We start from the raw sequence: 26522 nt of genomic DNA on the forward strand, positions 1-26522 counted from the left end.
TGGGCCCTGCGGGGCGAAGTCCCCTACCCGCCCTTCCACCGTTCCCCGGGCGCTGCCCGGACCCGCGCCTCAAACGCCGGCGAGGCTGAGGATGGGCTCTGCCCGGAGCCCGGGCCTCGATTCGAGCGCCGGACGGGCTGCGGGGGGCCGGGCTGCGCCCGGACCCCCTGGGGCTCCGCCCCAGACCCCGGTCCTCAAACGCCGGACGGCTGGATTGGCTGCGCCTGGTGCTCGAGCGCCGGACGGCTGGATTGAGCGCCGGACGGGTGGGTTGGACGTGGGCGGGGTTCACGCGCCGGGTGGCTGGATGTGCCAGGTTCGGCGGTCTCTGGCTGTTGTGTAGAGGGCTTCTACGTCCGGGGGTTTGAGGGTGGTGGGGGTGTTCGTCAGGAAGGTCGATGTGGTGGCGGGGGTGAGGATGCGGACGTCGCGGAGGGTGGGGGCGATCTCCAGGCGGGTCGCGTCGACCACTGCCAGGACCGGGGTCACCGGGGTGGCGAGGGCGCGGGTCGCGTGGGCCGCCGCGCGGCGGGCCTCGCGGGGGTCCGGGGTGGGGTCGGTGCGGCCCACCGTGAGGAGGAGGTCGCCGATCACCACGCGCTGGCGGCGGCCCTGGACCGTGCGGAAGCAGAAGACCCCGGGAGGCCCGATGAGCAGGTGGTCCGCGACGACGTGGATCGAGTGCAGGACCTGCCAGTCGTCCGTCTCCGCCAGGGCGTCCAGCACCTCGCCCATCCGCTGCCTCACCGTGAGCTCCTGACGGAGCCGGTGCCGGGCGCGGGTGCCCGCGGTGCCGTACGTGAGGGCTCCGAGCTGGGCCTCCCCCGGGCGGTTCGGGGCCAGGTCCTCGTCGGGCGGGAGGGACAGGCGGAGCAGGTCACCGGCCGTGGGGACGGGTGGCGGGCCGATGGCCACGGTTCCGGTGAGGTAGGGGCGTAACGCCGTCAGGATCTCCTCGCGGCGCTCGTCCGCCAGCACGCTGATCCGGTTGGCCCGCCGGTCGTACCAGGCCACCGCCCTGCCGTCGGGCAGGTTCACGTACAGCCGGCCGCGGCCGGGCCGGCCGCTCGGCAGTACCTTCAGGCCCCTCGAACCCATCGAAGACATGGTCCTCACCCCCGGCGTCCATGGGAGCAGCCCCGGCGCCCCCCGGCAATCCCCCGGTCGGGTCCGGCCTGCGGCGTGCGTCGTGCGGACCGTGGCGTGTAACGACTCCGCCGGGTCGCTGAGGCATGGCTGTTACAGAAGCAACGGGTTACCGCAACGGCCGGTGCATACGTTTATCCCACCTGGACGGACCAGGGCCTGACCTGCACCGACCGAAGGACGTTCCCGTGAACACCGTGAGCCGCAGCCGCCGGACAGTCGTACGCGCCGCCGCCGTGGCTGTGGGTGCCGGCAGCCTGCTGGCGTTCCCCGCGGCCGCCGCGTTCGGCGACGGGGTGCCGTCGGCTTCCTCCGCGCAGGGCGTGACCGCCCCGCGGACCCTGGTCAAGACCGTGTCGCTCGCCGACGGCGTCTCCACCGCGCACGTGTACCGCATGGCCAAGGGCGCCTACCAGGCCGATGTCCTCAACTCCGACGGCTCCACCGCCGCCACCCTGACCAGCCGTGACGGCAGCACCGGCTTCGGTGCCGCCGGGGAGATGCACCTCGCGCTGCGGTCCGACGGCGGGCTCAGCTCCTGGTCCGGGCCCGGGAGCGGGAGCAAGAGCGAGAGCGGTACGGAGGAATTCGGCGCCGGAAGGACGGACGGGCACAAGACCGCGAGCCGCGACGGCCGGGTCGTCCCCGTCTCCGACTCCTCGCGCTCGGGTACGGGTACGGGTACGGGTACGGGTACGGGTACGGGTACGGGTACGGGGACCGTCGAGGCGCTGGGTCTGCACACGCTGGCCGACGGTCCGGGTGACGGCATGCTGCTGCTCGCCGCGGGCGGCGGCATCGCGGCCATCGGCGCCGCCGGGCTGGGCTTCGCGATGCTGCGCCGCGGGCGTACGGACGCGTAGGACCCTGCTTCTCCGCCGGTCCTCCGGCCCGGGCTCACGGGCAGAAACGATGCGGCTCTGCCTACTGTGGACAGGCACATGCTCATGGGAGAGGAGGGTCTACGGGTGATCGGATCCGGATCCGTTCCCTCCCCCGGTCCCGGACACCGGGCTCGGCGCCGACGTGTCCGGGCCGGTCTGCTGGCCGCCCTGCTGCTGCCGCTGGCGATCGCCTGCGATGACACCGGCGGGCTGGCCGGTGCCGGGGCGACCCCGACCGCGAGCGGGCCCGTACATCTGTGGCCGGGGCGCGCGGGGGCCGTCGTACCGCCTGCCGATCCCGGGGGCGCGCCGCCCGAGTACGTACCCGGGATCGCGCCCGTCCAGGACCAGAACGTGCACGTGATCGACCCGGCGACCCTGGTGCAGGCCGAGCTGCGGGCTCACCCGAACGCGCGGACCGGACCCGACGGGATGCCGCCCGAGACCGTGGCCGCGATCGAGGAGTGCGGGGCGGACGGGGCCGATCCGAAGAAGTGTCCGGTGCTGACGCCGTACTACCGGGACCTCACCGGCAACGGCAAGGACGAACTGATCGTCGGCATCGAGTACCCGGACCAGCAGATGTCCGTGCGCGTGTACACGGCGGACGCGGAGGGCCGGCTCAACCGGATCATGGCCACCACAGACACCGTCATCAGCGTCGAGCTCGCCGGACGGGACGTGATCCTGCGCGTCCCCAGCGGCAACGCCGGCTACGAGGTGAACACCACCTGGTCCTGGGACGAGACGCAGCGCTCGATGCTGCCGGCCTGGGAGCAGATCGTCCGGGTACCCGGCAGCACCGGCCCGGGCCGGACCCCGGGCGCGTCCCCGTCCCCGTCCCCGAGCCCCGGCTCGACGGGAGCGTCGCGGTGAGGCTCCGGCTGCCCTCGTGGACGGCGACGCTGACCTGGAAGTCGGCGTGCTTCATCGTGCTGATGTGCTGCTCGCTCGCGGCGGTGCTGGGTGTGCTCGTGCACGTGGAGGTGACCCGGCAGACCGTCGCCACGGCCCGCGAGAAGGCCCTCGGCAAACTGACCGAGGCCTCGCGCGCCTACGAGGCCGGCGAGATGCTGCCGCCGGAGTCCGGGCTCGACCCGGCCGGACTGCCGGACCGGCTGCGCGCGCTGGCCCTCTCCGGACAGCGCGGGACGCTCGTGGCGCAGGACGGGGGCCGGCAGCTGATGTGGGCGGCGGCCCCGGCGGACGGCAAGGCGCTGGCCACGGCCGTCGACTACGGGCAGAGCGCGCGCACGATCACCGGGCTGGACAACGCGATCATCGGTTCGTCGGTGCTGGCCATCGGCGGAACGCTGCTGTTCGGCGCCTTCGCCGTGACCCGGGTGACGCGGCGGCTGCACCAGACGGCGACGGTGGCCCGCAGGATCACCCAGGGCGACCTGGACGCACGCGTCGCGGACCCGCGGACGAAGGACCCCTCGCGGCACCAGGACGAGGTGGCGACCGTGGCGGCGGCCCTGGACACGATGGCGGGCAGCCTGCAGACGAAGCTCCAGCGGGAGCAGCGGTTCACGGCGGACGTCGCGCACGAGCTGCGGACCCCGCTGACCGGGCTGCAGGCGGCGTCGGAGCTGCTGCCCGAGGGGCGGGCCACGGAACTGGTGCAGGAACGGGTGCGCACGATGCGGCAGCTGACGGAGGACCTGCTGGAGATCTCCCGGCTCGACTCGGGCAGCGAGGTGGTGGAGACGGACCTGCACCAGCTCGGCCGCCTCGCGCGGCGGGTGGTGCGGGCGTCGGGGACCGACACGGAGGTCGTCGTGGTGCGGGACGCGCACGTGGAGACCGACCGGCGGCGGCTGGAGCGGGTGCTGGGGAACCTGGTCGCCAATGCCCACAAGCACGGGCGGGCGCCGGTGGTGGTGACGGTGGACGGGCCGGTGGTGACCGTACGGGACCACGGCGACGGCTATCCCGAGTACCTCGTGTCCCACGGGCCCCAGCGGTTCCGTACCGGGGGCGGGAGCAAGGGGCACGGGCTGGGGCTGACGATCGCGGTGGGACAGGCGGAGGTCATCGGGGCCCGGCTGGTGTTCCGGCAGGCGGAGCCGACCGAGGGCGGGGCGGGCGGGGCGGAGGCCGTGCTGACCCTGGTCGAGGCCCCGCTGCCGCCGGGCGACGGCCCCCTGCCGTGAGGTGCCGCCCGCCTGCGGTGGGGTGAGGCCCTGCCGTCACTCCCCCGGCGAGGCCGGTGGGTCCTGCGGGGTCGGCTTCGTCCAGGGCCAGCGGAGCTTCGGCTTCTGGCCGCCCGGGGCGTAGACGTACTTCCAGCCCCGCTGGAGGCCGAGGCGCTTGGAGTACCCCGCCGGGACCCTCTCGTAGAGCAGCACCGTGGGGGCGCCGCCGTCCGGGGCCGGGACCGGGATCTCGTACCACTTCGACGGGTGGCCGGTCGGTCCGAGGAGGATCGGGAGGGTCCGGCCGTCCATCGGGCCGCCCTCGAAGGGGGTGGGTTGGCTTCTCACCCCTCCAGTCTCACAGCAATCCGGACATCACAGCCGCTCAGGGGTCACGGCCGTTCAGGAGTCACGGCCGTTCCGCGGTCACGGCCGTTCATGAGTCACAGCCGTGCAGGGGTCACAGCAGGTGCGCCGCCTCGGAGACCACGGGGATCACCCGGCGGGCCAGTACCCCCACCGGTCCGTCCGCCGATTCGAGCGCGAGGGCGGCGCGGGCCGCCGCGGCCGTCTCCGGGTCGGTGGCGGCCGTGGCCGTGAGGAGGGCGATGAACTGGTCCACCAGCCAGTCCCGGAGCGAGTCGATCTCCGGCTGCTTGCCCTCGTCGATCCAGATCAGCGAGGCGGCCTCGACCGCCGTGATCCAGGTGCGCACCATCATGCGCAGCCGCGGGCCGGGGGCCGCCACGCCGAGGTGGAAGAGGATCGCCTCGGCGGCCGCCCGGCGAATGCCGTCGACGGTGGCGGTGGTGCGGGAGGTTTCGACCACGCTGCCGCCCTGGAGGAGGGCGGAGAAGCCGGCGTCGTGTTCGTCGACGAAGGCGAGGTACCGGTCCAGGGCCCGGGAGAGCCGCTGGGTCAGGGGGCCGGCCTGGGGTTCGGCGAAGCAGAGCCTCAGGACGTCGGCGGCGGAGCGCAGGGCGGCCTCGTAGAGCTGCTGTTTCCCGCCGGGGAAGTAGCGGTAGACGAGGGGGCGCGAGACACCGGCGGCCTCGGCCACGTCGTCGAGCGAGACCTCCTCCGGCGCCCGGTGTGCGAACAACGTCAGGGCCGCGTCGAGGAGCTGGGCCCGGCGCTCCTCGACGCTCATCCTGCGGTACGCCCGTACGGCTGTCATGTCCGCAGGGTAGCCGCACCCCGTGGCCCTGGCCCCAAGGTGAGGAGTGTTCAGGCGAGGAGCCCCGAGCTCTTCCAGAGCTTGCGGCCGACTCCGCGCATCACGCCTATGTCGTCCAGGAAGTCGGTGAGCCGCTTGGCTCCGGTCTGCATGACCTCCCGGCGGTGACCGCTCGCCTTGACCTGGGCGAGCGCCTCGCGCCGGTCGAGGCCGATGTTGTCGTAGACCTGGGGGTTGACGAAGGCCTGCGAGAAGACGCGGGCGGCCTGGCCGCAGCTCACGCGGGTGAGTTCCTGCTCCCAGCGCGGGGCGGTGAGCATCTGGCGGCGCAGTTCCTCGCGGGCGTAGCGGACGTGGCGCGCCTCTTCGATGACGTGGATGCGGGTGACTCCGCGGACGAGGGGCTGGATGCGCTCGTCCGGGAAGGTCAGGCGCTGCATCCAGTCGAGGACCTCTTCGCCGAGCAGGGTGCAGGCGAAGGAGCCGGGGGTGGTGGAGACGGTCTTCAGGACGCGGGCGAGGTTGTGGTTGGCGCGGGAGACCGGGTACTCGGGGGCGCCACCCGTCTTGATCATGCGGGCGAACATCATCGAGTGGCGGCACTCGTCGGCGATCTCGGTGAGCGCGTACCGGACGTGATTGCTGGTCAGGGACTTGTCGTAGACGTGCCGGACCAGGAGCTGCATGAGGATGATCTCGAACCAGATGCCGAGCGAGCCGAGCGCCGCCGCCTCGTGGCGGGAGAGTTCGATGCGCTGCTCCTCGCCCATCTTCTTCCAGAGCGGGGTGTCGAAGAGGGAGAGCAGCTCCGGCGGCCAGTAGTACTTGCCGTCGATGGGCGGGGCGTCCCAGTCGAGTTCCTTGTCCGGGTCGAAGGAGTGCTTCGCCGAGGATTCGAGCAGCCGCTCGGCGATCTGCTCGCGGTCCTTGAGCAGGCCGAGGGCGTCGCGCAGCTCGGCTCGTTCGGTCACGGTGGTCATGGCTTCGGACACCTCTGCGTCGAGTTACCGGCGGTCACTCCTTATGAGACTGCCTGTCAGCAAGACCGTCAATCCCTCGCGCACGACTTGTTGACCGCGCGTCTACCAACGTGTGACGCTGCCAACTGTCCGGTCCTGTACGGAAGTACGCGGCTACGTGAGGCGAGGGGGCGTCAGTGTCGACGCACGAGCTCTACACCAACGATCCGGGCGAGACCGTCTGGCCGGTCCCCGCATCCGGAAATGCCCGTTTCAGCTGGGAGTACGACGGCGGCCGCGAGCGGCTGCTGGCCCTCTACCAGAAGGGCAAGGACAAACAGTGGGACGGCGCCAAGCGCATCGACTGGGACATCGAGGTGGATCCGTACGATCCCCTGGGCACCCCGGACGAGGCGCTTCCGCTGCACGGCACCCGGCATTGGGCCAAGCTCACGGAACGGGACCGGGGCGAGCTGCGCCGGCACTACAGCGCCTGGAACTTCAGCCAGTTCCTGCACGGCGAGCAGGGCGCGATGGTGTGCGCGGCGCGCATCGTCGAGTCGGTGCCGGACCTCGACGCGAAGTTCTACTCCGCCACCCAGACCATGGACGAGGCCCGGCACGCGGAGATCTTCGGGCGCTTCCTGCACGAGAAGATCGGGATGCTCTACCCGATCAACGACAGCCTTCAAGGGCTGCTCGGCGACACCCTGCGCGACTCCCGCTGGGACATGCCGTACCTGGGCATGCAGGTGCTCATCGAGGGGCTGGCACTGGCCGCCTTCGGGATGATCCGCGACACCACGAACAAGCCGCTGCCCAAGCAGATCCTGGCCTACGTGATGCAGGACGAGGCGCGGCACGTGGCCTTCGGGCGGATGGCCCTGCGCGACTACTACAAGCAGTTGTCGGACGCCGAGCTGCGCGAGCGCGAGGAGTTCGTGATCGAGGGCTGCTACCTGATGCGGGACCGGCTGCGCGGGGTGGAGGTGCTGGAGAACTTCGGCATCTCGCGCGCCGAGGCGGAGGAGTTCAGCGAACGGTCGGAGTTCCTGGCGCTCTTCCGCAAGCTGCTCTTCAGCCGGATCGTGCCGTGCGTGAAGGACATCGGACTGTGGGGCGAACGGCTGCAGAAGGCGTACCTGGACATGGGCGTCTTCGAGATGGGGAACTCCAACCTGGACCTGCTGATGAGCCAGGACGAGGAGATCGCCGAGGCCCTCGACCGGGAGCGGTTCGCGGCGGAGGAGGAGCAGCGGGTGGCGGAGGTCGCGGAGGCCATCACGGAGGGCGCGGGCACCTAGAGCGGTGGGCGGAACCGGACGCCTACGGGGTCGGGCCACGCCCTCGCCGTCATCACGGAGCCGCCGTCCCTCCCCGGCCGGTTCAGCGGGCCGACAGTGCCGCCTCCATCACCGCCCGGGCGATCGGCGCGGCCGCGCCGTTGCCGCTGATGTCCCCGCGGACGGCCGACGCGTCCTCGACGACCACCGCGACCGCCACGGCCGGCGGCCGGCCGCCCTCGGGCCCCGCCCAGGAGATGAACCAGGCGTACGGGGTACCCGCGTTGCCGACGCCGTGCTGGGCCGTGCCGGTCTTGCCGCCGACCACGGCGCCGCGGATCGCGGCGTTGCGGCCGGTGCCGTTCTCCACCACCTTCACCATGAGCTCCTGCATCCGCATCGCGGTCAGCGGGGTCATGGCCCGGCCCAGACTGCGCTGGTCGGCGCGCCGGACCGGGTCCCCGTCGTCCTGGGTCGTGCGGTCCACCAGGTAGGGGGCCTTGAGCTCCCCGCCGTTGGCGACGGCCGCCGCCACCATCGCCATCTGCAGCGGGGTGGCCTTGGTGTTGAACTGGCCGATCGAGGATAGGGCCAGCTGGTCGGGGCTCATGTCGGTGTCGAAGTTGGACCGCGACACCCAGGCCGGCACCCGCAGCCCCGCGTCGTTGAAACCGAACCGCCGCGCCGCCTCGGTCATCCCGCGCAGCCCGACCTGTACGCCGATCTTCGCCATCACCGTGTTGCACGACCACTGCACCGCGTCCGCCATCGAGGCGTCGGCGCAGCCCGTACCGGCGTTCGGCAGCAGGGTGCTGGTGCCGGGCAGCGGGTACGGGTCCGGGGTCTCGGTCGGCGCGTCCACGTCGGTGATCACGCCCGCGTCGAGGGCGGCGGCGGCCGTCACGATCTTGAACGTGGAGCCGGGCGGGTACGTCTCGCGCAGCGCGCGGTTGAGCATCGGCTTGGCGGGGTCCGCGTTGAGCTTCTCCCAGGCCTCCTTGACCTTCGGTCCGGTGCCGGAGAGCACCGCCGGGTCGTAGGAGGGGCTGCTGACCAGCGCGAGGATCTTGCCCGTGGCCGGCTCGACGGCGGCGACCGCGCCGCGCTTGCCCGCGAGCCCGGTGTACGCGGCCAGCTGCATGTTCGCCCGGATGGTGGTGGCGGCGTTGCCGCCTCCCGGGCGGCCGCGCGAGAGCTCGTACCAGAGCGGGAAGGCCGACAGCCCGGGGTCGGTGCCGGAGAGGACCGGGTCCTCGGCGCGTTCCAGGAAGCTGGTCCCGTAGGTCTGGGAGGCGAAGCCGGTGACGGGTGCGTAGAGCGGTCCGTTCTTGTACGTGCGCTCGTAGCGCAGCAGTTGGCGGCTGTCCCGGGAGCCGGTGACGGGACGGCCGTCGACGGTGATGTCCCCGCGCGGTTCCGCGTACCGCTCGATGGCGGGGCGTTTGTTGGCCGGGTTCGCGCCGTAGCCCGCGGCCTCCCAGACCTGGACACGGCCGACGTTGACCAGCAGGGCGACGAGCAGCAGGGCGCAGAAGTACGCGCACCAGCGGATGTAGCGGATCACGCGTCGGCCTCCTCGGCCGGTCCGGGCCTGCGGGCGCTGTCGCTGAGCCGCACGAGGAGGGCGACGATGATCCAGTTGGTGACCACGGAGGAGCCCCCCTGGGCGAGGAAGGGCATGGCCATGCCGGTCAGCGGGATCAGGCCGGTGACTCCGCCGGCGATGACGAACACCTGGAGCGCGACGATCGAGGCGAGTCCGGTGGCGAGGAGCCGCCCGAAGGGGTCGCGCAGCGCCAGCCCGGCGCGGAAGCCGCGGGCGACGAGGAGTCCGTAGAGGAGCAGGATCGCGGTGAGGCCGACGAGGCCGAGCTCCTCCCCGGCGGTGGCGAGGATGAAGTCGGATTTGGCGGCGAAGCCGATGAGGAAGGACTGGCCGTGGCCGAGCCCGGCGCCGAGCAGTCCACCGGCCCCGAAGGCGAAGAGCGACTGGGCGAGCTGGCCGGGGCCGTCGCCGCGCTCGATGGAGGCGAAAGGATTCAGCCAGTCGTCCACGCGGCTGTTCACGTGCGGCTCGAACGTCCCGACGGCGTACGCGCCCACGGCCGCGAGCAGCAGCCCGATGGCGATCCAGCCGATCCGGCCGGTGGCCGTGAACAGCATGATCACGAAGAGGCCGAAGAAGAGCAGCGAGGTCCCGAGGTCGCGCTCCAGGACGAGCACGCCGACGGAGAGCAGCCAGATGGCCAGGATCGGGCCGAGGACCCGGCCGGGCAGCAGCCTCAGCTTCCAGAAGAGGGTGCGCCCGGTGAGGGCCAGGGCGGTGCGGTTCGCCGCGAGGTAGGAGGCGAAGAAGACGGCGAGCAGGATCTTGGCGAACTCCCCCGGCTGGAAGGAGAGCCCGGCGAACCGGATCCAGATGTGCGCGCCGTTCACGGCCGGGAAGAAGACGGGCACGAGCATCAGCGCCAGTGCGACGGCGACGGACAGGTACGCGTACTTCTGCAGCACCCGGTGGTCGCGCAGCAGCGCGAGGGCGAGCACGAAGAGCACCACTCCGAGGGCCGACCAGCGAAGTTGCTCACCGGCGGTGGCGCGGCCGGGGGTGGTGACGTCGAGGCGCTGGATGAGGACGAGGCCGAGGCCGTTGAGCAGGACGGCGATCGGGAGCAGCAGCGGATCGGCGTACGGGGCGAACAGGCGGACGGCGAGGTGGGCGACGAGCGCGGCCACGGTGAGGCCGGCGGCGTAGTGGGCGGCGGGTGCGGGGATGTGGCCGGTGGTGGCGAGCCCCACGTAGAGGTGGCCGAGGACGGCGATCAGGACGGCGCCGAAGAGCAGCGACAGCTCGACTCCACGACGCTTGGGCGCACGGGCGTCGGGTGGCGGTGGCGGGGCGGGTTCCGTCACCTTCGCCGTCAGAGCGGTCATACGGGGAAACGTAGCAAGGAGCAGGGCCGTATGTCCGCTTATGTCATAGTGTGCCGAAGAGTCGTCAGAACCGGTCGGAAGCGAAGTAGCGGATCAGGAGTCTCCTTCCATGGGACCTGCGGAGTTCATCGTCCTGGCCTTTCCGGAAGAACAGCTGCGGGTCGCGGCGGTCGAGGCGGTGATGGGGCTGCGCAAGGCCGGGGTCGTGCGGCTCATCGACGGGCTGGTGGCAACCAAGACCGCCGGCGGCGAGGTGCTGTCGGTGGAGTTCGACGAGTTCGTCGAACTCCGGGGCCTGCTCGCCCACCGCGAGGCGGCCCCGCTGATCGGCCCCGAGGACGTCAGGGAATCGGCTGAACTGATGGACCGCGGCAGCTGCGCCCTCCTCCTGGTCGTCGAGCACGTATGGGCCGAGGACGCCGCCATCGCCGTCCGCGCGGCGGGCGGCCGGATCGCGGGAGCGGTCCGCCTCCCGGCCGACCGGCTGGGGGTGGCCTGATGTTCATCCGCCCCATCGGCTCCGTCGTGAACCCCTCCCAGCGCCCCTCGGGCCACCCCCTGCTGCGCGGAATCCTGGCGCGCGGGGCCTACGTCTGGGACGCGGCCCAGCACCCGGCGGCGGTCGCGACCCCCCAGCCCCAGGACGGCACGGCCCCGTCCGCAACCCCGGCCACGCCCCCCGACGCGACCCCGGCCACGCGCCCCGGCCAGGCTTCCGCTCCCCCGGCGGCCCCCTCCGCCCGCCGGGAGCCCGCAGCCGCCCACCCCGCTCCGCGCACCGGCCCTTCGGCCCCGGGACCGGTCTCCCCCGGAGCCGATCTGACGGACCGCCTGACCCAGCTGGCCGCCCTGGCCCGCGAGGGCCTGCTGACCCCGCAGGAGTTCTCGGCGGCCAAGGCCCGCCTGCTGGCCGGCTGACCCGGGCCGCGAGCAGCCCCCTGCCTGCTACTTCGGGGAGTCCCCGTTCGCCCCCGTCCGGGTGTCGCCCTCCTCCCAGCTCCATGTCATCGGCGGCCCGTGGGGGACGACGATGGGGCCGGTCGGAACCTCCTCATCACCGCCGGGGTACATGGCTATGCAGGACGGCACCCGCTCCGGGGCTATCGAGACGGCGCTCACCCACTTGAGCAGGGGCTTGATGGGTTTCATGAGCAGGACGACGTGCCCTGCGGGGAGCGTCCTCTCATTGACCGTCAGCACGAGCTCCCCGTCCCTGGTGAAGCCGAAGAGCTGCTCGTCGGACACGGACACGGTCACGCCGTTCTCGTCAACGACGTGACCCACCGGCCCATCGGCTCCACCGCCCGGCTCGGAGCACTCCGCCACCGGCTTCTGGGGAACCACCGCGACGGGAACGCCCAGCTCGCGCAGTTCCCGCTCCACACCACTGATTCCCTCGGGGTTGAACAGACGGACGACGATGGTGCCGTCATCTTTCTTGCTCAGCGCGTACGCGGCGGACGTGCCTCCCTGGTCCCCCATCACCGGCAGGGCGATCAGACCCACGGCCGCCGTCGCCGCCAGCCCGACGGCGAGGGGTATCCGCAACCGCCGGGCAGGCGGGCGGACGGCGAAGTCGGCGCGGCCGTCGAGCTCTGCCCGGTCGGCGGCTATCGCCACGAGCTCCGCCTTCAGGCGCTCTTCGAACGCGGTCGGTCTGGTGCTCATCGCGCTACCTCCAACTGCTGCGTCGGGGCGGGAACGGAAGCGGCGGAATCCGCCGGGGTGCGCAGCGCGCGCCGGGCGCGGTGCAGGCGGACCCGGATGGTGGCCTGGGTGACCCCGAGGGCCTGGGCGGCCTCGGCCGGGGTGAGGCCGTCGACCACGACCAGGTCGAGCGCGGCCCGCAGCGGCTCCGACAGGGCGGCATGCCGCTCGGCCAGGTCGCGGAAGGCCCGCTGTGCGTCTATCCGCTCCTCCAGGGCCGCCACGTCCTGGTCGTCGAGCAACCTCCGGCCGCTGAGCCGCTGCAGTGCTCCGCGCTCGCGGGCGCCCGCACGGGCGTGGCTCGCCAGGACGTTGCGCGCGATTCCGTAGAGCCAGGCGATCGGCACTCCCCTGTCGGGCCGATAGCCGGCCGCGTCCTTCAGCGCGGCGAGGAAGATGTCGGCCGTGAGGTCCGCCGCCAGATGCGGGTCGGTGACCCGCCGGGTGACGAACCCGAGCACGGCGTCGATGTGCTCCTCGTAGAACGCGCCGAACCCCTCCGGCGTCCGGAGATCCGGTGGCGGCCCGGCCCCCGCCCATCCGGAGTCCTTCCCCCTTCTCCCCGCCCGCGTGCCGCCCGCCCCCGCGCCGTCCTCGTGCGTGCTGTTCACCCCGGTCCCTCCCCTGGTAGGCGGGGCCCCGTCGGCCCCTCACCCCGTACTTGGCGAAAGCCGCACCAAGCGTTTCATCGGCTCCGGCCGGCGCACGTACGCCGACCGGGTGAGCGGAGCGGCACGGCCGCCTCGGGTGGGCGATTTGTCATACCGCGCATGGCAGCATCGGCCGCCAGGAGGTGACCCCATGTCACGACGACGCAGACGTCGGCTGCTTCGCGCCGCGTGCCTCGCCGCAGCCCTCGTCACGGCCGGCCCGCTCCCCGTCACCCACGCCGAACCCGCCGCCCCCGCAGCACCGGAGACACCCGCCGCACCGGACGCCCCGGCAGCGCCGGACACCCCCGCGGCCCCCGCGGCCCCCGGCACCCCCGCCGCCCCCGCCGAACCCGTCGGTGTCCTCCTCGCCCGCCTCCAGGGCCTCTACCAGCGCGCCGAGCAGGCCACCGAGGCCTACAACGCCGCCGAGACCGCCCTCACCGCCCGGCAGCGCGAGGAGAGCCGGCTCAGTACCGAGCTCGGCAGGGCCCGTACCGCCGTCACCGACGCCCAGACCACCACCGGCCGGCTGGCGCGCGAGCAGTACAAGGGGGGCCGCGGGTTCTCCCCGTACGCCCGGATGCTGTTCGCCGGGGACCCCCAAGGGGCCCTGGACCAGCGCCGGGTCGCGGAGCGCGAGGGCGCCCGGCGGGCCGCCGCGCTGCACAGGCTCACCCAGGGCGAGAAGCAGGCCGACCGTCTCGCCACCGCCGCCCGCAAGGCCCTGGACTCCGAGCTGAAGCTGGCCGCCGACACCAAGGCGCGCAAGGAGGAGGCCGCCACGCAGCTCAAGGAGGTCGAGCGGATGCTGGCCTCGCTCAGCCCCGCCCAGCTCACCGAGCTCGACGCACGGGAAGCCGAGGACACCGCCACCGCGCAGCGGGAGCTGATCGGTTCGGGGAAGCTGGGCAGCGCCGGCCCGCAGCTCCGCAACCCCACCGCGGCCGGCGGCACGGCCCTCACGTACGCGGCCGCCCAGATCGGGAAGCCGTACGTCTGGGGCGCCGAGGGTCCGGCCTCCTTCGACTGCTCCGGGCTGACCTCGCAGGCCTGGGCGCACGCGGGCCGCGAGATCCCCCGGACCAGCCAGGAGCAGTGGGCCCGGCTGCCCCGGGTGCCGCTCGACGAACTGCGCCCGGGCGACCTGGTGGTGTACTTCCCGACCGCCACCCACGTGGCCCTGTACGTCGGCGACGGCAAGGTCATCCAGGCGCCCCGCCCGGGCGCGAAGGTGAAGGTCTCGCCGATCGCAGCGAATCCGCTGCTCGGCGCGGTGCGGCCGGACCCCGACGGGGCCCCGCTGCGCGCCTTCACCCCGCCGCCGCTGCCCGAGACGGGCGGGACCGAGACGGGCGGGACCGAGACCGGCGGGACCGATACGGCCGGGGACGATACGGGCTACTCCGGCGAGACCGAGCCCGAGACGTCCGCCAGGTAGTCCGCCGCGTCCTCGGGGTCGTAGAAGTACGCGTCGAAGTCGGCCGGGTTGTCGAAGCCGTTGGCGAATCGATCCGCCACCGGCTGGAGCTGCCCGGCCGCACCGATCAGGTTGAGCACGTGCTCCGGCGGGACGCCGAGCATGGCGTTCGTCCACTGGGTCGCAGGCTTGCCGCTGGTGAACCAGTACTTGTCGAAGGTCGCCTTCATCCACGCCTCGTCGAACGGGTTGTCCCCGTGCATGAGGATCGAGGAGAGGTACGAGGCCGCGCACTTGGCGGCGGAGTTCGAACCCTGCCCGGTGATCGGGTCGTTGGCGACGACCACGTCCGCCACGCCCAGCACCAGGCCGCCGCCGGGCAGCCGGCCGATGGGGTTGCGGACGACGGGGGCGTACCGCCCGGCGAGCGTGGCGCCCGCGTCCGTCAGCTCCACCTTCGTCGCCCGCGCGTACTCCCAGGGCGTGAACTTCTCCATCAGTTCCAGCGTCAGCGCGAGGTGGTCCGCCGGGTCCTTCACCCCGCCGAAGACGTCCAGCGGTCCGCCCGGGATCCCCTCCCAGAACAGGATGTCGGCCCGCCCGGAGGTGGTCAGCGTCGGCATCACGAACAGCTCGCCGGCGCCCGGGACCAGGTTGCAGCGCACGGCCTCCGTCTCCGGGTGCTCGGGGCGCGGATCCAGCCCGTGCACGTACGACACGGCGAGCGCGCGCTGCGGGGCGTCGTACGGGGAGCGGGCCGCGTCCCGGCCGAACAGCGAGACCAGCTCGCCCTTGCCGGCCGCGACCAGCACCAGGTCGTACGTACGGGAGAAGAAGTCCAGGTCGGAGACGGACGCCCCGTGGATGACCAGCTGCCCGCCGCGCTGCGCGAAGGTGTCGAGCCAGCCGGCCATCTTCACGCGCTGGTCGACGGACTGGGCGAAGCCCTTGAGCTTGCCGAGCCAGTCGACGGCGCGGCTGCCGTCGGGGGCGGAGACCGAGACGCCCAGGCCCTCGATCTTCGGCGCCTGCTGCTCCCAGAAGTTCAGCTGGAGGTCCCGCTCGGACTGCAGCGCCGTGTCGAACATGCACTGGGTGGACATGACCCGCCCGGTGCGGATCTCGTCCGCCGTCCGGTTGGACATGAGGGTGACCTCGTACCCCTTCGCCTGGAGTCCGAGGGCGAGCTGGAGACCGGACTGGCCGGCGCCGACGACGAGTATCTTGCGCATCTGGACGTTCTCTATTCGGGGGTCGTGTCGAGGGCGTGGCCCACGAGGGTCATCAGGGATTCCAGTACCGTCACCCGGCGCCGCGCGTCCATGATCACGACGGGTACGCGCGCCGGTATGGTCAGCGCCTCCCGCACGTCCTCCGGTTCGTACGAAGGCGTGCCCTCGAAGTGGTTGACGGCCACGGCGTACGGCAGCCCGCAGCTCTCGAAGTAGTCGAGCGCGGGGAAGCAGTCGCGCAGCCGCCGCGTGTCCGCGAGGACGATCCCGCCGACGGCGCCGCGCACCAGGTCGTCCCACATGAACCAGAAGCGTTCCTGGCCGGGGGTCCCGTACACGTACAGGACGAGGTCGTCGTCGAGCGTGACGCGCCCGAAGTCCATGGCGACGGTGGTGGTGCGCTTGTCCGGGGTCCCGGACAGGTCGTCGGTCGGAGCGGCGGCCTCGGTCATCACCGCTTCGGTGCGCAGCGGCCGGATCTCGGAGACGGAACCGACGAACGTGGTCTTGCCCACCCCGAAACCGCCCGCCACCAGCACCTTCACGGCGACGGGCGCGCGCGAGCGGTCGTACTGCCAGGGCTGTACGGGCTCGTCCGGATCGGCGTCCGGGTTCGCGGAGGAGGAGAAGAGGCCGGTTTCAGAGACGGCGGAGCCCACTGAGCACCCTTTCGAGCAGAGCGCGGTCGGGACGGCCGCTGCCGTGGCCGGTCCCGTAGACACGGATCCTGCCCTGGTCGGCGAGGTCGCTGACCAGGACGCGGACCACACCGAGCGGCAGCTTCAGCAGTGCGGCTATCTCGGCGATCGTCCGCATGCGGCGGCAGACCTCGACGATCGCCGGCATCTCCGGCATCCGGTCGGGCTTGCGCGGCTCGGACACCTTGGTGTCCAGGGCCGCGACGAAGGTCTCGACGTGCAGGATCTGGGTGAAGCGGGTGCGGCCGCCCGTCAGGGAGTACGGGCGTACACGGGCGGGACGGCGGTCGGCGCCGCGTATCGGCAGCCGGTCGGAGGCCGGACTCCTCACGGGGTGTTCTCCATCGACTGGCGCAGCTCACTGCGGACTTCGGGGGTCAGGACGTGGCCGGCGCGGCCCACGAACAAGGCCATGTGGTAGGCGACGACGCTCATGTCGCAGTCCGGCGTGGCGTGCACGCCGAGGAGCGATCCGTCGCTGATGGACATGACGAACACGGAACCGTGCTCCATGGCCACCATCGTCTGCTTGACCGAGCCGCCGTCCATCAGGGCGGCCGCGCCCGTGGTGAGCGAGCCGAGGCCGGAGACGATGGTCGCGAGATCGGCGGACGCGCCGCGGGGACCGCGGGGGCGGGCAGGTGCGGAGGCGGCGGCCGGTGTGTCGGGTGCCACCGGATCGGAGGACAGCAGGAGGAGCCCGTCCGAGGAGACGACGGCCACCGAGTTGACCCCGGGCACCTCCTCGACGAGGTCGGTCAGCAGCCACTGAAGGTTGCGGGCCTGGGAGCTCAGTCCGTACGTACTGGACGCGTTCATGTGCGTGCCTCCTGTGCGGTGTCCCCCCGGTCGGTCTGCCCCTGGTCCTGCGGCGGGCCCTGTCGGGGGTCCAGCCGGGGATCCTGCGCGAGCTCGGCCTCCACGACGCGGCGCCCGTCCTGGGCTCCGCGGTAGAACCCGCCGAGCCGGCGGCGCAGCTCGTCGGCGTCCACCCGGCCCGGCGCCGGGCGCACCTCTTCCTCGCGACCGGCGCTCACCACGCGGGGACTCCGCTTGGGGAGCCCCTTGTCGGTGAGGACCTCCTCCGGCTCGGCCTCGTACGCGGCGGGCGCCTCGGCCTGCGGCGGTACGCGGAACACCTGCTCGGCGGGAACCTCCGCGGGAGCCTCCGGCTGCTCTACGGGCACCTCGGCGGCGGCCTGGGCCTGCGGCCGTACGCGGAACACCTGCTCGGCGGGCACCTCGACCGGTGCCGGGACCCGGAACACCTGCTCCGTGGGCGGCAGCTGCCCGGCCGGCGGCGCGAACCCCGCCGGAGCGGGCTCCGGAGCCACCCGCGCGGGCGGCTCCGCGGCGGAGGCCTGCGCGGTCTCGTGCGCGGGCTCCGGCTCGGGGAAGGACGCGGGAGCGGGCTCGGAGGCGGGCTCCGGCTCGGGGAAGGACTCCGGGGCGTGCTCGGCCTCGTGCTCGGGCTCGTGCTCGGGCTCGTGCTCGGGCTCCGGGAACGACGCGGGTTCCGGTTCCACGGCCGGTACCGCAGCCGCGGCCTGGGGCTCGGGCGCCGCCGGGGCTTCGGTCGCTGCAGGCTCTTCGGGCGCCGCCGGGGTCTCGGGCGGGAGGGCGGCAAGGCCCCGTACCCGTGCGGGGAGGGTGTTCTCGTTGGCCTCCGCGATCACCCCGGGCAGGTGCAGCGCGGGTGCGCCCGGTGCGCCCAGGGTGTGGACCGGCGAGGCCGGCGGGGTGGCGGGCAGCAGCGTCGCCGGTACGACGACCAGCGCCTCCGTACCGCCGTGCCGCAGCGCGCGCAGCTCCGCGCTCACCCCGTGCCGGGCCGCGAGCCGTCCGGCCACGTACAGGCCGAGGCCCAGGCCGTGTTCCGACTCGGGCTCCTCGTCGTACGCGTCCGGCGTGGCCAGCCGCTCGTTCAGGGTCGCCAGCCGGTCCCCGGTGATCCCGATGCCCTCGTCGACGACGGAGAGCACCACGTCGCCGGAGTCCAGCAGCCAGCCGGACACCTTGACCTTGGCGTCCGGCGGCGAGAAGGTCGTCGCGTTCTCCAGCAGCTCGGCCAGTACGTGCGAGATGTCGTCGGCGGCGTGCCCGGCGACCTGCGTGTACGAGGGCAGCACCCCGAGGTCGACGCGTTCGTAGCGCTCGATCTCACTGACCGCTGCCCGCATGACGTCGACCAGCGGCACCGGCAGGCCCTGCCCGTGGCCGTGTTCCTGGCCGGCGAGGACGAGCAGGTTCTCGTTGTGGCGGCGCATCACGGTCGCCAGGTGGTCGAGCTTGAAGAGGGTGGAGAGGCGGTCCGGATCCGGCTCCTCGGACTCCAGCTCCTCGATGACGGCGAGTTGGCGCTCGACGAGTCCCAGGGTCCGCAGGGACAGCGACACGGACGTGGTCGACATGATGCGGCGGTGCTCTGCCAGCCCCGACCGCAGCTGCGCGAGCTCTTCCTCCAGCGCCTCCCGGCCGGCCGAGAGCGCCTCGTTGCGGCCGATGAGGCGGCGCCGGTCGGCGTCGAGTCCGGCGATCCGGGTGTGCAGGGAGACCGTCTGGTCGCGTACCGCGTTGAGGTGGCGCACCACCTCGGCGAACTCGTCGTTGCGGCCCGTGAACCGGACCGGTTCCACCGAGCCCTCCGGCGTGGCCAGCCGCGCCGCGCCGCGCCGCAGGACCGACAGCGGTCGGGTGAGGGAGCGCGCGATGGCGGTGGAGATGCCGAGGGTGAGGAGGAAGAGGACGCCGAGGAAGGCGACCATGACCTCCAGCGCGGTCACGTCGTCGTCGCGCAGCGCGGCGAGCGCGGTGGCGCGCTGGCCGGCGAGGGTGGCCTCGACCGAGCGCATCCGGTCGACGCGGGCGGTGAGGGCCGCTCCGACGGTGCCGGGATCGAGCTTGCGGTCGGCGGGCGACAGGGCCGGCCGGTCGGTGAGCCGCTTGAGGTAGTCGTCGGCCGTCTTGACCTCGGGTCCGGTGACGGTGGCGGTGAGGCTCTGGCGCACGTCGGGACGTGCGGCCCGGGCGAAGTCGTCGAGCGCGCCCAGCTCCCGTACGCGTGCCCGCTGGGCGGCGGCGGTGAGTTCGTCCACGAAGGCGGTGCCCGGCTGCTTGTCACCGCCCGGCACGGACAGCCCGGCGAGGAGCAGTCCGCGGGTGGCGGAGGCCTGCTCCACGGCCTGGCCGAGGGCGGCCAGCGGGCGGGCGGTGACGAGGGCGTCGGCGGCCCGCGGCGGGGTCAGCTCGGCGAGCCGGCCGCTCGGTGCGAGGAGTTCGGCGATGACGCCGGAGTAGGCCTGGTGGGCGGCGAGGGCGCTGTCCTTGCCCTCGATGGCCTCGGTGCGGACGGCGCCCACCCGGCCGAGGGCCTGGGCGAGTTCCTCGTCCGCGTCGGCCTGGACCTCGGCGAGCTGGCGGTCGGTGCCCGCGGTGCGTTCCTTGACCCCGGCGGCCTGCTCGCCCCGGGCGCCGCCGGGGCGGCCCTTGGCCACGTACGCGGTGACGGCGTCGCGCTCGTCCCCGAGCAGGTGGGCGAGGGTGAGGGTCTGCCGGCTCTGGTCGGCGAGGGTGACCAGTTCCTGGGAGTCCTTCAGGTCCGCGGAGGCGGACAGGACGGCGGGCGCTCCCGCCACGAGCACGGCGAGCCCGGCCACGGCGACCCCGATGACCAGCCTGCGGCGCACGCGGACGCGGCGCCCTGCGGGTGCGGTCGCGGCGACCGGGCCGTCGGGGGCTCGTCGGTCGGGTGCGGTGCCGTCGGGTGCGGTGCCGTTCGCGACGGTGCCGTTCTTCCGAGGCCGCTTCTTCTGCACCGGTGCTCGCAATCCTGTTTACGTGTGCTGCTCGTGCTCGTTGTCTGGTGCCTGGTACGTGCTGCTCGGTACGCGCCGCTTGCGCGCACCTGCCGCCGTACCGCCTCAGACCCTCGCAGTGAGTTGGGAAGAGGGCCGCACATCGCCCGCCCGGCCACACGAAGGAGTGAACAGCACGGAGGAGTTGGCGACCAACTCGGCGATCGGCTGTCAGGGCCCCGCCGTGGACGGGTGGTTGAAAGATCGATGCGGCTTTTGGCAGGATGCCCGCCCACATCGCCGAGAGCCGCCCCGCGGACCCCGGGAGTCCCTTCCCTCCCCACCCGCCCCGCTTTGGTCCGGACCTTCCCCGGCCCTTCCCGCCCGTACGGAGCCCCGCGCGGGCAGAATGTCCCCATGCGCATCGATCTCTCCTCCGCCCCCGGCAACCCGGAACGCCCCAACGAGGACTGGCTGTCGGCCGCGATCCCCGCCTCGGGCGGCGGAGTTCTGGTGGCCCTCGACGGGGTCACCCCGCCTCCGGGCGAGGTCGGGTGCGCGCACGGAGTGCCGTGGTTCGCGGCCGGGCTGGGCGGCCGATTGACCGAACTGTCCGGATCGCGCCGGGACATGTCCCTCGATCAGGTCCTGGCGGAGGCCATCCGCGTCACCGCGGACGCCCACCGCGACACCTGTGACCTTTCTCACGTCCGGACGCCTCAGGCGACGGTGGTCATGGTCCGCTGGGACGCGTCCTGCGTCGAACACCTGGTGCTCTCGGATTCCGTACTCCTCCTCCAGGCGCCGGGAGGGGAGGTGCGCGCGGTCCTCGACGACCGGCTGGACCGGATCCCGCGCGAGCGGCTGCGCACGGAGGCCTCGGCCGACGAGCTGCGCAACGCGGAGGGCGGTTTCTTCACCGCCGCCGCGGACCCGGAGGTGGCGGCCCGGGCGGTGACCGGGCGGACGCCGCGCGCGGAGGTACGGGCGCTGGCGGCGCTCACGGACGGGGCCAGCCGGTGGACGGACACGTTCGGGGAGGGCGACTGGGCCGAATGCCTGGCGGTGCTGTGCAAGGAGGGCGCGCAGTCGCTGATCGAGCGGGTGCGCGCGCTGGAATCGGACCCGGGCCGGGCGCACCGCCGCGACAAGCGCCACGACGACGCGTCGGCGGCTTACGTGGAGCTGTAGGGGCACAGGGGCGCGGAGGCGCGTGCGGCGCGGGCGGCCCGCGCCCGGTCCCCGGTACCGCTCCCCGCCCGCGTTACTCCCCGCCCGCGTTCAACTGGTTCAGGAGCCGCGCCAGTTCCGCCACTTCTCCGCGGTCCCAGTCCGCGAGCTTGCGCATGTACTGCTCGCGCCGGGCGCCGCGGACCCGCAGGAAGCGCTCCCGGCCCTCCTCCGTGAGCCCGACCAGGAAGGCCCGCCCGTCCGCCGGGTCCGGCTCGCGGGCCAGCAGGCCCAGCACCTCCAGGGCCCGCAGCTGCCGGCTCATGGTGGCCTTGCCGACCCCGAAGTACGCGGCGAGCTCGGTCGCCCGCTGCCGCCCGGCGGCTTCCAGCCGTACGAGGAGCCCGTACGCGGCCGGTTCCAGCTCGGGGTGCAGCTCGCGCGCCATCTCCCCGGAGGAGGCGCGGGCCCGTCGGAGGAAGACGGACAGCTCCCGCTCCAGGGCAAGGAACTCCTGGTCTTCGGTCCCGTGCACGGCCCGCTCCTTCGCTGGTGTGTGTGGGCCACCAGTATTTCGCAGCGGGTGCGCCGGGGGCCCGGGGCCCCGCCGGAGCGGGGAACCCCGGGCCCTCGGCCCGACCGGATGACCAGTGGCCGGCTGCCCGGCCGCCCGGATCACGCCACCGCGGCCACCGCGACCTCGTCCGCGGCCAGGGCCAGCTCCAGGACCTGCCGTACGTCCGTCACCGGGTGCACCGACAGCCCTGCCAGCACCTCGGCGGGAACGTCGTCCAGGTCGGCCTCGTTCCGCTTCGGGATGATGACGGTGGTCAGCCCGGCCCGGTGCGCGGCCAGCAGCTTCTGCTTGACCCCGCCGATCGGCAGCACCCGCCCGGTCAGCGAGACCTCGCCGGTCATGGCCACGTCCGTGCGGACCTGCCGGCCCGACAGCAGCGAGGCCAGCGCCGTCGTCATCGTGATGCCCGCGCTCGGACCGTCCTTGGGCACCGCGCCCGCCGGGAAGTGGATGTGCACGCCCCGGTCCTTCAGGTCGGCGACCGGGAGCTCCAGCTCGGCACCGTGGGAGCGCAGGAAGCTGAGCGCGATCTGCGCCGACTCCTTCATCACGTCTCCGAGCTGGCCCGTCAGCGTGAGCCCGGCCGCGCCCGTCTCGGGATCGGCCAGCGAGGCCTCGACGAACAGGACGTCGCCGCCCGCCCCGGTCACGGCGAGGCCGGTGGCCACGCCCGGTACCGCGGTGCGCCGCTCGGCCGGGTCCTGCGCGGACTCCGGTACGTGGTGCGGCCGCCCGATGAGTGCGCGCAGGTCGTCGGCTCCGATCCGCAGCGGCAGCTCCCGCTCCCCCAGCTCGTGCTGGGAGGCCACCTTGCGCAGCAGCCGGGCGAGGGAGCGCTCCAGGGTGCGCACGCCCGCCTCGCGGGTGTACTCCCCCGCCAGCTTGCGCAGCGCGTCCTCCTCCAGGACCACTTCCTCCTCGGCCAGGCCGGCGCGCTCCAGCTGCCGGGGCAGCAGGTGGTCGCGGGCGATGACGACCTTCTCGTCCTCGGTGTAGCCGTCGAGGCGGACCAGTTCCATGCGGTCGGCGAGGGCCTCGGGAATGGCCTCCAGGACGTTGGCGGTGGCCAGGAACACGACGTCGCTCAGGTCCAGTTCCACCTCCAGGTAGTGGTCCCGGAAGGTGTGGTTCTGGGCGGGGTCGAGGACTTCGAGCAGCGCCGCCGCCGGGTCCCCGCGGAAGTCGGAGCCGACCTTGTCGATCTCGTCGAGCAGGACGACCGGGTTCATGGACCCGGCTTCCTTGATCGCCCGTACGATCCGGCCGGGCAGCGCGCCCACGTACGTACGCCGGTGCCCGCGGATCTCGGCCTCGTCGCGGACTCCGCCGAGGGCCACGCGGACGAACTTGCGCCCCATGGCGTGGGCCACGGACTCCCCGAGGGAGGTCTTTCCGACGCCGGGAGGGCCTACGAGCGCCAGCACGGCCCCGCCCCTGCGCCCGCCGACGACGCCCATCCCGCGCTCGGAGCGGCGCTTGCGCACCGCCAGGTACTCGGTGATCCGGTCCTTCACGTCGCTCAGCCCGGCGTGCTCGGCGTCCAGGACGGCGCGGGCTCCCCGGATGTCGTACTCGTCCTCGGTCCGCTCGTTCCAGGGCAGTTCGAGCACGGTGTCCAGCCAGGTGCGGATCCAGGACCCTTCCGGGGACTGGTCGCTGGAGCGCTCCAGCTTGTCGACTTCCTTGAGCGCGGCCTCCCGTACCTTCTCGGGCAGGTCGGCGGCCTCGACGCGGGCCCGGTAGTCGTCGGACTCCTCGCCCTCCTTCTCCCCGCTGAGCTCGCGCAGTTCCTTGCGCACGGCGTCGAGCTGCCGCTTCAGCAGGAACTCGCGCTGGACCTTGTCGACGCCGTCCTGGACGTCCTTGGCGATGGACTCGGCGACGTCCTGCTCGGCGAGGTGGTCGCTGAGGGCCTTGACGGCGAGCCGCAGCCGGGCGACGGGGTCGGCCGTCTCCAGCAGCTCCACCTTCTGCTCGACGCTCAGGAACGGGGAGTAGCCGGAGTTGTCCGCGAGGGCCCCGACCCCCTCGATCTGCTGCACCCGGTCCACGACCTGCCAGGCCCCGCGCTTCTTGAGCCAGCTCGTGGCGAGCGCCTTGTACTCCTTGACGAGCTCGGCGACGGCGCCGGGCAGCGGATCGGGGACGGCCTCGTCCACCGTCTCGCCCTCGACCCAGAGCGCGGCCCCGGGCCCCGTCGTCCCGGCCCCGATACGGACCCGGCCGTGCCCGCGGATCAGCGCACCGGGATCCCCGTCGGACAGTCGCCCCACCTGCTCCACGGTCCCGAGCACCCCGGTGCCGGTGTACTTCCCGTCGACCCGGGGCACGAGCAGCACCTTCGGCTTGCCACCTGCGGCAGCAGCCTGCGCGGCCTCGACGGCACCCCTCACCTCGGCGTCGGACAGGTCCAGCGGAACGACCATTCCGGGCAGCACGACCTCGTCGTCGAGCGGCAGCACGGGCAGGGTGAGCGTTACGGACGTCGAAGCCATGATGTTCCCTCCGGCAGTGAAGTTGAGCTATGCCGACTCAATGCACGCGGGGCCCCCAATGTTCCCCAACGCCCGTTCGCCCGGGGCGAACAGGGTCGTCGGTGCCGCCGTGGTGGTGCTCTGCTCCTTCGCGATGGCCCGGGACGGCACCGTGCTCGACGCCGAGGGGATCCGGATCCGCCGGTGGGGCCTCTTCCGTAGGTCGTGGTCCTGGAGCGAGATCCGGGACATCCACGTCGAGGAGTTCTCGTACCGCGGGATCACGAGCCACAGCGTGGTCGTCGTGGGCGGGCTCGGACGGCGCACCCGGCTCAACCGGTGCGGCGCCTGCTGGGCCGGTAGTTCCGCTCACGGCTCAGGCCGACGAGACGGCGATGTCTCCCGACGAGGTCCATACGGCGAGGCGGGAGGCCGCGGACGGGTCCGCGGGGACGGTGATCGCACGCTCGCCGGACGTGGTGGAGACGTCGAGGGCGTACGGGGCCGCGGGGACCTTCACCGTGGCGTCGCCCGAGCTGGTCTGCACGGCCACCGAGGCCGGCGCCTCGGCGAAGGCAAGGCGGACGTCGCCGGAGGAGGAACGGGCGTCCGCGTCCGGTCCGGCCAGTGCCTCGGCCGCGATCGAGCCGGAGGAGGTACGGACCTTCAGCGGGCCGGCGATCCGGTCCGCCCGGACCGAGCCGGAGGAGGTCGTGACGTCGGCGGCGGCCACCCCCGTCACCGTGACGCGGCCGCTGCTGCTGCCCGCCCTGACCGTGGCGGAGGCCGGGACCTCCAGCCGGTAGTCGACGGAACAGCGCGCGGTGCAGTCGCCGTTGGTGAGGGTCAGCACGCCGCCGGAAAGCTGCTGGGCGGGCTCGGGCACGGTGTCGCCGCGGTAGTGGACGGTACGGCGGATCGTGACCCCGGGGCCGGATCCCGCGACCACCTCGACGGACCCGCTGCCGGCGTCCGAGACGTCCACCGCGGTGACGGCCTCGGCCACCGTGGCGTCCGCGTTCGCCGTCTTCTCCGGACCCCCGCGGGAGACGAGCGAGCCGAAGGAACAACCGGTGAGCAGCAGCCCGGCGGCGAGTGCCGTGGCGGTGAAGGTGGCGGTGACGGTGGCCTTGGTGCCGCGTGTGCGCGTCGTCGTGGTCATGGTGTCGATCGTGCTCGCACGGCGGCCGCGGCGGCATGGTGCACGTGCCCGGATCCGGGGTGGGGTTATCCCCCTAGGGCCCCTGCACGACCGGCCGGTCCGGGGACGGCACGCCCCACTCGCTCCAGGAGCCGTCGTACACGGCGAGGTCCTCGTACCCGGCGAGGTCGGCGCCGAGGGCGAGCACGCAGGCGGTGACCCCGGATCCGCAGCTGAAGTACAGCCGCTCCCGCTCCCCCACCGCCGCCCCGAAGGCCGCGCGGAGCTCCGTGGCGGGGCGCATGAGGCCGTCGGGGCGCTGCAGTTCACCGAAGGGGAGGCTGACGGCACCCGGCATGTGGCCCCCACGCAGACCCGGACGGGGTTCGGGGGCGGTCCCGGCGAAGCGTTCGCGGGTCCGGGCGTCGAGCACGGCGGCGGCCGGATCGGCCAAGGCTGCCGAGACGGTCCCGGCGTCCACCAGCAGCCCCGCGCGGGGCCGGGCCGTGAAGGAGCCGCGCGGGCCCTCGTAGCCCGGCCGGCGCTCCTGCACCGGACGCCCTGCGGCGACCCACGCGGGCAGCCCGCCGTCGAGGACGGCGACCCGGTCGAAGCCCATGCTGCGCAGCATCCACCAGGCGCGGGCGCTGGAGTAGATGCCGGCGCCGTCGTACACGACGACCGTGCTGCCGTCGTCCACGCCCAGGGCGCGCATCGCCTCGGCGAAGGCTGCGGGGCCGGGCATGGTGTGCGGGGCGGCGGCGGTGTGGTCGGACAGTGCGCCGTCGAGGTCGAAGGGACGGGCTCCCTCGATCCGCCGATCCGTGTCGCGGTGCGCCCCGACGGAGGCGTCGAAGACGACGAGTCCGGCCGCACCGAGCCGCTCCGCGAGCCAGTCCCCACCGACGAGCGGACCGGGCGGCACGAGGGAGTGGGGGCGAGTTGCGTCTGCATCCATAAGGCACCTCCGACAGAATCCAACGGGCCCCGGCACGGTGGGCGCCCCACGGCCCATCCTCCCTCCTGCACTCCGACCGCCTGCGAACGCACCCGCCTCGGGCGCTCGTTGCCCCCCCGGCGCTCCCGGCCCTGGGCGGAACCCGCCCGGTCGGACCCGTGCCACGCGGGCGCAGCCGCGGAG

General features: G+C 73.2%; 25 protein-coding genes. 8 read left to right on the plus strand and 17 right to left on the minus strand.

Annotation, left to right across the window (positions count from 1 at the left end; all coding sequences use genetic code 11):
- Positions 1-288: 288 nt before the first annotated feature.
- The gene (locus tag OG898_RS04995; protein WP_266955204.1) at positions 289-1098 is read right to left on the minus strand and encodes a nuclease-related domain-containing protein; all 810 of its coding nucleotides are present in this window, start codon (positions 1096-1098) and stop codon (positions 289-291) included.
- Positions 1099-1334: 236 nt separating this feature from the next.
- On the opposite strand from OG898_RS04995, the gene OG898_RS05000 reads away from it, so the two are divergent.
- From OG898_RS05000 to OG898_RS05010, 3 genes are all read left to right on the plus strand, one after another.
- Positions 1335-2009, plus strand: a complete 675-nt coding sequence (locus tag OG898_RS05000) for a hypothetical protein (protein WP_266955205.1) — start codon at positions 1335-1337, stop codon at positions 2007-2009.
- Between the two features lie 105 nt (positions 2010-2114).
- On the plus strand, positions 2115-2906 hold the full coding sequence (locus tag OG898_RS05005; protein ID WP_266955207.1) for a hypothetical protein: 792 nt from the start codon (positions 2115-2117) through the stop codon (positions 2904-2906).
- Positions 2903-4186 carry a HAMP domain-containing sensor histidine kinase gene (locus tag OG898_RS05010; protein ID WP_250750422.1) on the plus strand — a complete coding sequence of 428 codons (1284 nt, stop codon included), beginning with the start codon at positions 2903-2905 and terminating at the stop codon, positions 4184-4186. The genes OG898_RS05005 and OG898_RS05010 overlap by 4 nt, the downstream gene beginning before the upstream one ends.
- 36 nt (positions 4187-4222) lie before the next feature.
- Here the strand turns inward: OG898_RS05010 and OG898_RS05015 are convergent, their stop codons facing one another.
- From OG898_RS05015 to OG898_RS05025, 3 genes are all read right to left on the minus strand, one after another.
- On the minus strand, positions 4223-4516 hold the full coding sequence (locus OG898_RS05015) for a hypothetical protein (RefSeq protein ID WP_250750419.1): 294 nt from the start codon (positions 4514-4516) through the stop codon (positions 4223-4225).
- A gap of 112 nt (positions 4517-4628) precedes the next feature.
- Positions 4629-5345 carry a TetR/AcrR family transcriptional regulator gene (locus OG898_RS05020; protein ID WP_250750418.1) on the minus strand — a complete coding sequence of 239 codons (717 nt, stop codon included), beginning with the start codon at positions 5343-5345 and terminating at the stop codon, positions 4629-4631.
- A 50-nt stretch (positions 5346-5395) separates the two neighbouring features.
- Entirely contained in the window at positions 5396-6325 is a 930-nt protein-coding gene (locus OG898_RS05025; protein ID WP_266955211.1) for a diiron oxygenase, read from the minus strand.
- A gap of 176 nt (positions 6326-6501) precedes the next feature.
- On the opposite strand from OG898_RS05025, the gene OG898_RS05030 reads away from it, so the two are divergent.
- Entirely contained in the window at positions 6502-7608 is a 1107-nt protein-coding gene (locus OG898_RS05030; protein WP_266955213.1) for a ferritin-like domain-containing protein, read from the plus strand.
- A gap of 82 nt (positions 7609-7690) precedes the next feature.
- Here the strand turns inward: OG898_RS05030 and OG898_RS05035 are convergent, their stop codons facing one another.
- A complete protein-coding gene (locus tag OG898_RS05035; protein ID WP_250750415.1) occupies positions 7691-9151 on the minus strand; it encodes a penicillin-binding transpeptidase domain-containing protein in 1461 nt (486 codons plus the stop codon).
- Positions 9148-10518, minus strand: coding sequence for an FtsW/RodA/SpoVE family cell cycle protein (locus OG898_RS05040; protein ID WP_250750414.1), 1371 nt, complete (start codon positions 10516-10518; stop codon positions 9148-9150). Before OG898_RS05040 ends, OG898_RS05035 begins: the two co-directional genes overlap by 4 nt.
- 109 nt (positions 10519-10627) lie before the next feature.
- Here OG898_RS05040 and OG898_RS05045 point away from each other — a divergent pair, with 109 nt between their 5' ends.
- Both OG898_RS05045 and OG898_RS05050 read left to right on the plus strand, forming a co-directional pair.
- Positions 10628-11017 carry a DUF6325 family protein gene (locus OG898_RS05045; protein WP_250750413.1) on the plus strand — a complete coding sequence of 130 codons (390 nt, stop codon included), beginning with the start codon at positions 10628-10630 and terminating at the stop codon, positions 11015-11017.
- A complete protein-coding gene (locus OG898_RS05050) occupies positions 11017-11436 on the plus strand; it encodes an SHOCT domain-containing protein (protein ID WP_266955216.1) in 420 nt (139 codons plus the stop codon). The genes OG898_RS05045 and OG898_RS05050 overlap by 1 nt, the downstream gene beginning before the upstream one ends.
- A gap of 27 nt (positions 11437-11463) precedes the next feature.
- Here the strand turns inward: OG898_RS05050 and OG898_RS05055 are convergent, their stop codons facing one another.
- Together OG898_RS05055 and OG898_RS05060 are read right to left on the minus strand one after the other, a co-directional pair.
- Positions 11464-12186 carry a hypothetical protein gene (locus tag OG898_RS05055; RefSeq protein ID WP_266955218.1) on the minus strand — a complete coding sequence of 241 codons (723 nt, stop codon included), beginning with the start codon at positions 12184-12186 and terminating at the stop codon, positions 11464-11466.
- On the minus strand, positions 12183-12836 hold the full coding sequence (locus OG898_RS05060) for an RNA polymerase sigma factor (protein ID WP_250750408.1): 654 nt from the start codon (positions 12834-12836) through the stop codon (positions 12183-12185). The genes OG898_RS05055 and OG898_RS05060 overlap by 4 nt, the downstream gene beginning before the upstream one ends.
- A gap of 190 nt (positions 12837-13026) precedes the next feature.
- Between OG898_RS05060 and OG898_RS05065 the strand changes: the two genes are divergently transcribed.
- Positions 13027-14316: a C40 family peptidase gene (locus tag OG898_RS05065; protein WP_266955220.1), complete on the plus strand. Its 1290-nt coding sequence runs from the start codon at positions 13027-13029 to the stop codon at positions 14314-14316.
- On the opposite strand, the gene OG898_RS05070 is transcribed toward OG898_RS05065, so the two are convergent.
- Genes OG898_RS05070 through OG898_RS05090 form a run of 5 tightly spaced genes read right to left on the minus strand, consistent with a single transcriptional unit; the run spans position 14277 to position 20040 of the window.
- A complete protein-coding gene (locus OG898_RS05070; protein ID WP_250750404.1) occupies positions 14277-15527 on the minus strand; it encodes a styrene monooxygenase/indole monooxygenase family protein in 1251 nt (416 codons plus the stop codon). The two genes, OG898_RS05065 and OG898_RS05070, sit on opposite strands and share 40 nt — an antisense overlap.
- A gap of 11 nt (positions 15528-15538) precedes the next feature.
- The gene (locus OG898_RS05075; protein ID WP_266955223.1) at positions 15539-16186 is read right to left on the minus strand and encodes an ATP/GTP-binding protein; all 648 of its coding nucleotides are present in this window, start codon (positions 16184-16186) and stop codon (positions 15539-15541) included.
- Positions 16167-16556, minus strand: coding sequence for a DUF742 domain-containing protein (locus OG898_RS05080; RefSeq protein WP_243336179.1), 390 nt, complete (start codon positions 16554-16556; stop codon positions 16167-16169). Before OG898_RS05080 ends, OG898_RS05075 begins: the two co-directional genes overlap by 20 nt.
- Positions 16553-17044, minus strand: a complete 492-nt coding sequence (locus OG898_RS05085; RefSeq protein WP_250750400.1) for a roadblock/LC7 domain-containing protein — start codon at positions 17042-17044, stop codon at positions 16553-16555. The genes OG898_RS05080 and OG898_RS05085 overlap by 4 nt, the downstream gene beginning before the upstream one ends.
- Positions 17041-20040, minus strand: a complete 3000-nt coding sequence (locus OG898_RS05090) for a nitrate- and nitrite sensing domain-containing protein (protein ID WP_266955225.1) — start codon at positions 20038-20040, stop codon at positions 17041-17043. The genes OG898_RS05085 and OG898_RS05090 overlap by 4 nt, the downstream gene beginning before the upstream one ends.
- 396 nt (positions 20041-20436) lie before the next feature.
- Between OG898_RS05090 and OG898_RS05095 the strand changes: the two genes are divergently transcribed.
- Positions 20437-21210 (plus strand): protein phosphatase 2C domain-containing protein, encoded by a 774-nt coding sequence (locus OG898_RS05095; protein ID WP_266955227.1) that lies wholly within the window; start codon positions 20437-20439, stop codon positions 21208-21210.
- Positions 21211-21283: 73 nt separating this feature from the next.
- On the opposite strand, the gene OG898_RS05100 is transcribed toward OG898_RS05095, so the two are convergent.
- From OG898_RS05100 to OG898_RS05115, 4 genes are all read right to left on the minus strand, one after another.
- Positions 21284-21724 (minus strand): MarR family winged helix-turn-helix transcriptional regulator, encoded by a 441-nt coding sequence (locus tag OG898_RS05100; RefSeq protein ID WP_243336175.1) that lies wholly within the window; start codon positions 21722-21724, stop codon positions 21284-21286.
- A gap of 140 nt (positions 21725-21864) precedes the next feature.
- Positions 21865-24261, minus strand: a complete 2397-nt coding sequence (lon, locus tag OG898_RS05105) for an endopeptidase La (RefSeq protein WP_266955229.1) — start codon at positions 24259-24261, stop codon at positions 21865-21867.
- Positions 24262-24616: 355 nt separating this feature from the next.
- A complete protein-coding gene (locus OG898_RS05110) occupies positions 24617-25402 on the minus strand; it encodes a DUF4097 family beta strand repeat-containing protein (RefSeq protein ID WP_250750396.1) in 786 nt (261 codons plus the stop codon).
- A 73-nt stretch (positions 25403-25475) separates the two neighbouring features.
- Positions 25476-26339, minus strand: coding sequence for a sulfurtransferase (locus OG898_RS05115; protein WP_266955232.1), 864 nt, complete (start codon positions 26337-26339; stop codon positions 25476-25478).
- Positions 26340-26522: the final 183 nt, after the last annotated feature.

It is taken from the genome of Streptomyces sp. NBC_00193, from assembly GCF_026342735.1.
GTDB lineage: Bacteria > Actinomycetota > Actinomycetes > Streptomycetales > Streptomycetaceae > Streptomyces > Streptomyces stoeckheimensis.

What these genes read in the sequence shown, in the direction of transcription:
- OG898_RS04995 (WP_266955204.1), bottom strand. Translation starts at nt 1,098, where the DNA reads ATGGGTTCGAGGGGCCTGAAGGTACTGCCGAGCGGCCGGCCCGGCCGC.
- OG898_RS05020 (WP_250750418.1), bottom strand. Translation starts at nt 5,345, where the DNA reads ATGACAGCCGTACGGGCGTACCGCAGGATGAGCGTCGAGGAGCGCCGG.
- OG898_RS05025 (WP_266955211.1), bottom strand. Translation starts at nt 6,325, where the DNA reads ATGACCACCGTGACCGAACGAGCCGAGCTGCGCGACGCCCTCGGCCTG.
- OG898_RS05040 (WP_250750414.1), bottom strand. Translation starts at nt 10,518, where the DNA reads ATGACCGCTCTGACGGCGAAGGTGACGGAACCCGCCCCGCCACCGCCA.
- OG898_RS05045 (WP_250750413.1), top strand. Translation starts at nt 10,628, where the DNA reads ATGGGACCTGCGGAGTTCATCGTCCTGGCCTTTCCGGAAGAACAGCTG.
- OG898_RS05050 (WP_266955216.1), top strand. Translation starts at nt 11,017, where the DNA reads ATGTTCATCCGCCCCATCGGCTCCGTCGTGAACCCCTCCCAGCGCCCC.
- OG898_RS05055 (WP_266955218.1), bottom strand. Translation starts at nt 12,186, where the DNA reads ATGAGCACCAGACCGACCGCGTTCGAAGAGCGCCTGAAGGCGGAGCTC.
- OG898_RS05065 (WP_266955220.1), top strand. Translation starts at nt 13,027, where the DNA reads ATGTCACGACGACGCAGACGTCGGCTGCTTCGCGCCGCGTGCCTCGCC.
- OG898_RS05070 (WP_250750404.1), bottom strand. Translation starts at nt 15,527, where the DNA reads ATGCGCAAGATACTCGTCGTCGGCGCCGGCCAGTCCGGTCTCCAGCTC.
- OG898_RS05085 (WP_250750400.1), bottom strand. Translation starts at nt 17,044, where the DNA reads ATGAACGCGTCCAGTACGTACGGACTGAGCTCCCAGGCCCGCAACCTT.
- OG898_RS05095 (WP_266955227.1), top strand. Translation starts at nt 20,437, where the DNA reads ATGCGCATCGATCTCTCCTCCGCCCCCGGCAACCCGGAACGCCCCAAC.
- lon (WP_266955229.1), bottom strand. Translation starts at nt 24,261, where the DNA reads ATGGCTTCGACGTCCGTAACGCTCACCCTGCCCGTGCTGCCGCTCGAC.
- OG898_RS05110 (WP_250750396.1), bottom strand. Translation starts at nt 25,402, where the DNA reads ATGACCACGACGACGCGCACACGCGGCACCAAGGCCACCGTCACCGCC.
- OG898_RS05115 (WP_266955232.1), bottom strand. Translation starts at nt 26,339, where the DNA reads ATGGATGCAGACGCAACTCGCCCCCACTCCCTCGTGCCGCCCGGTCCG.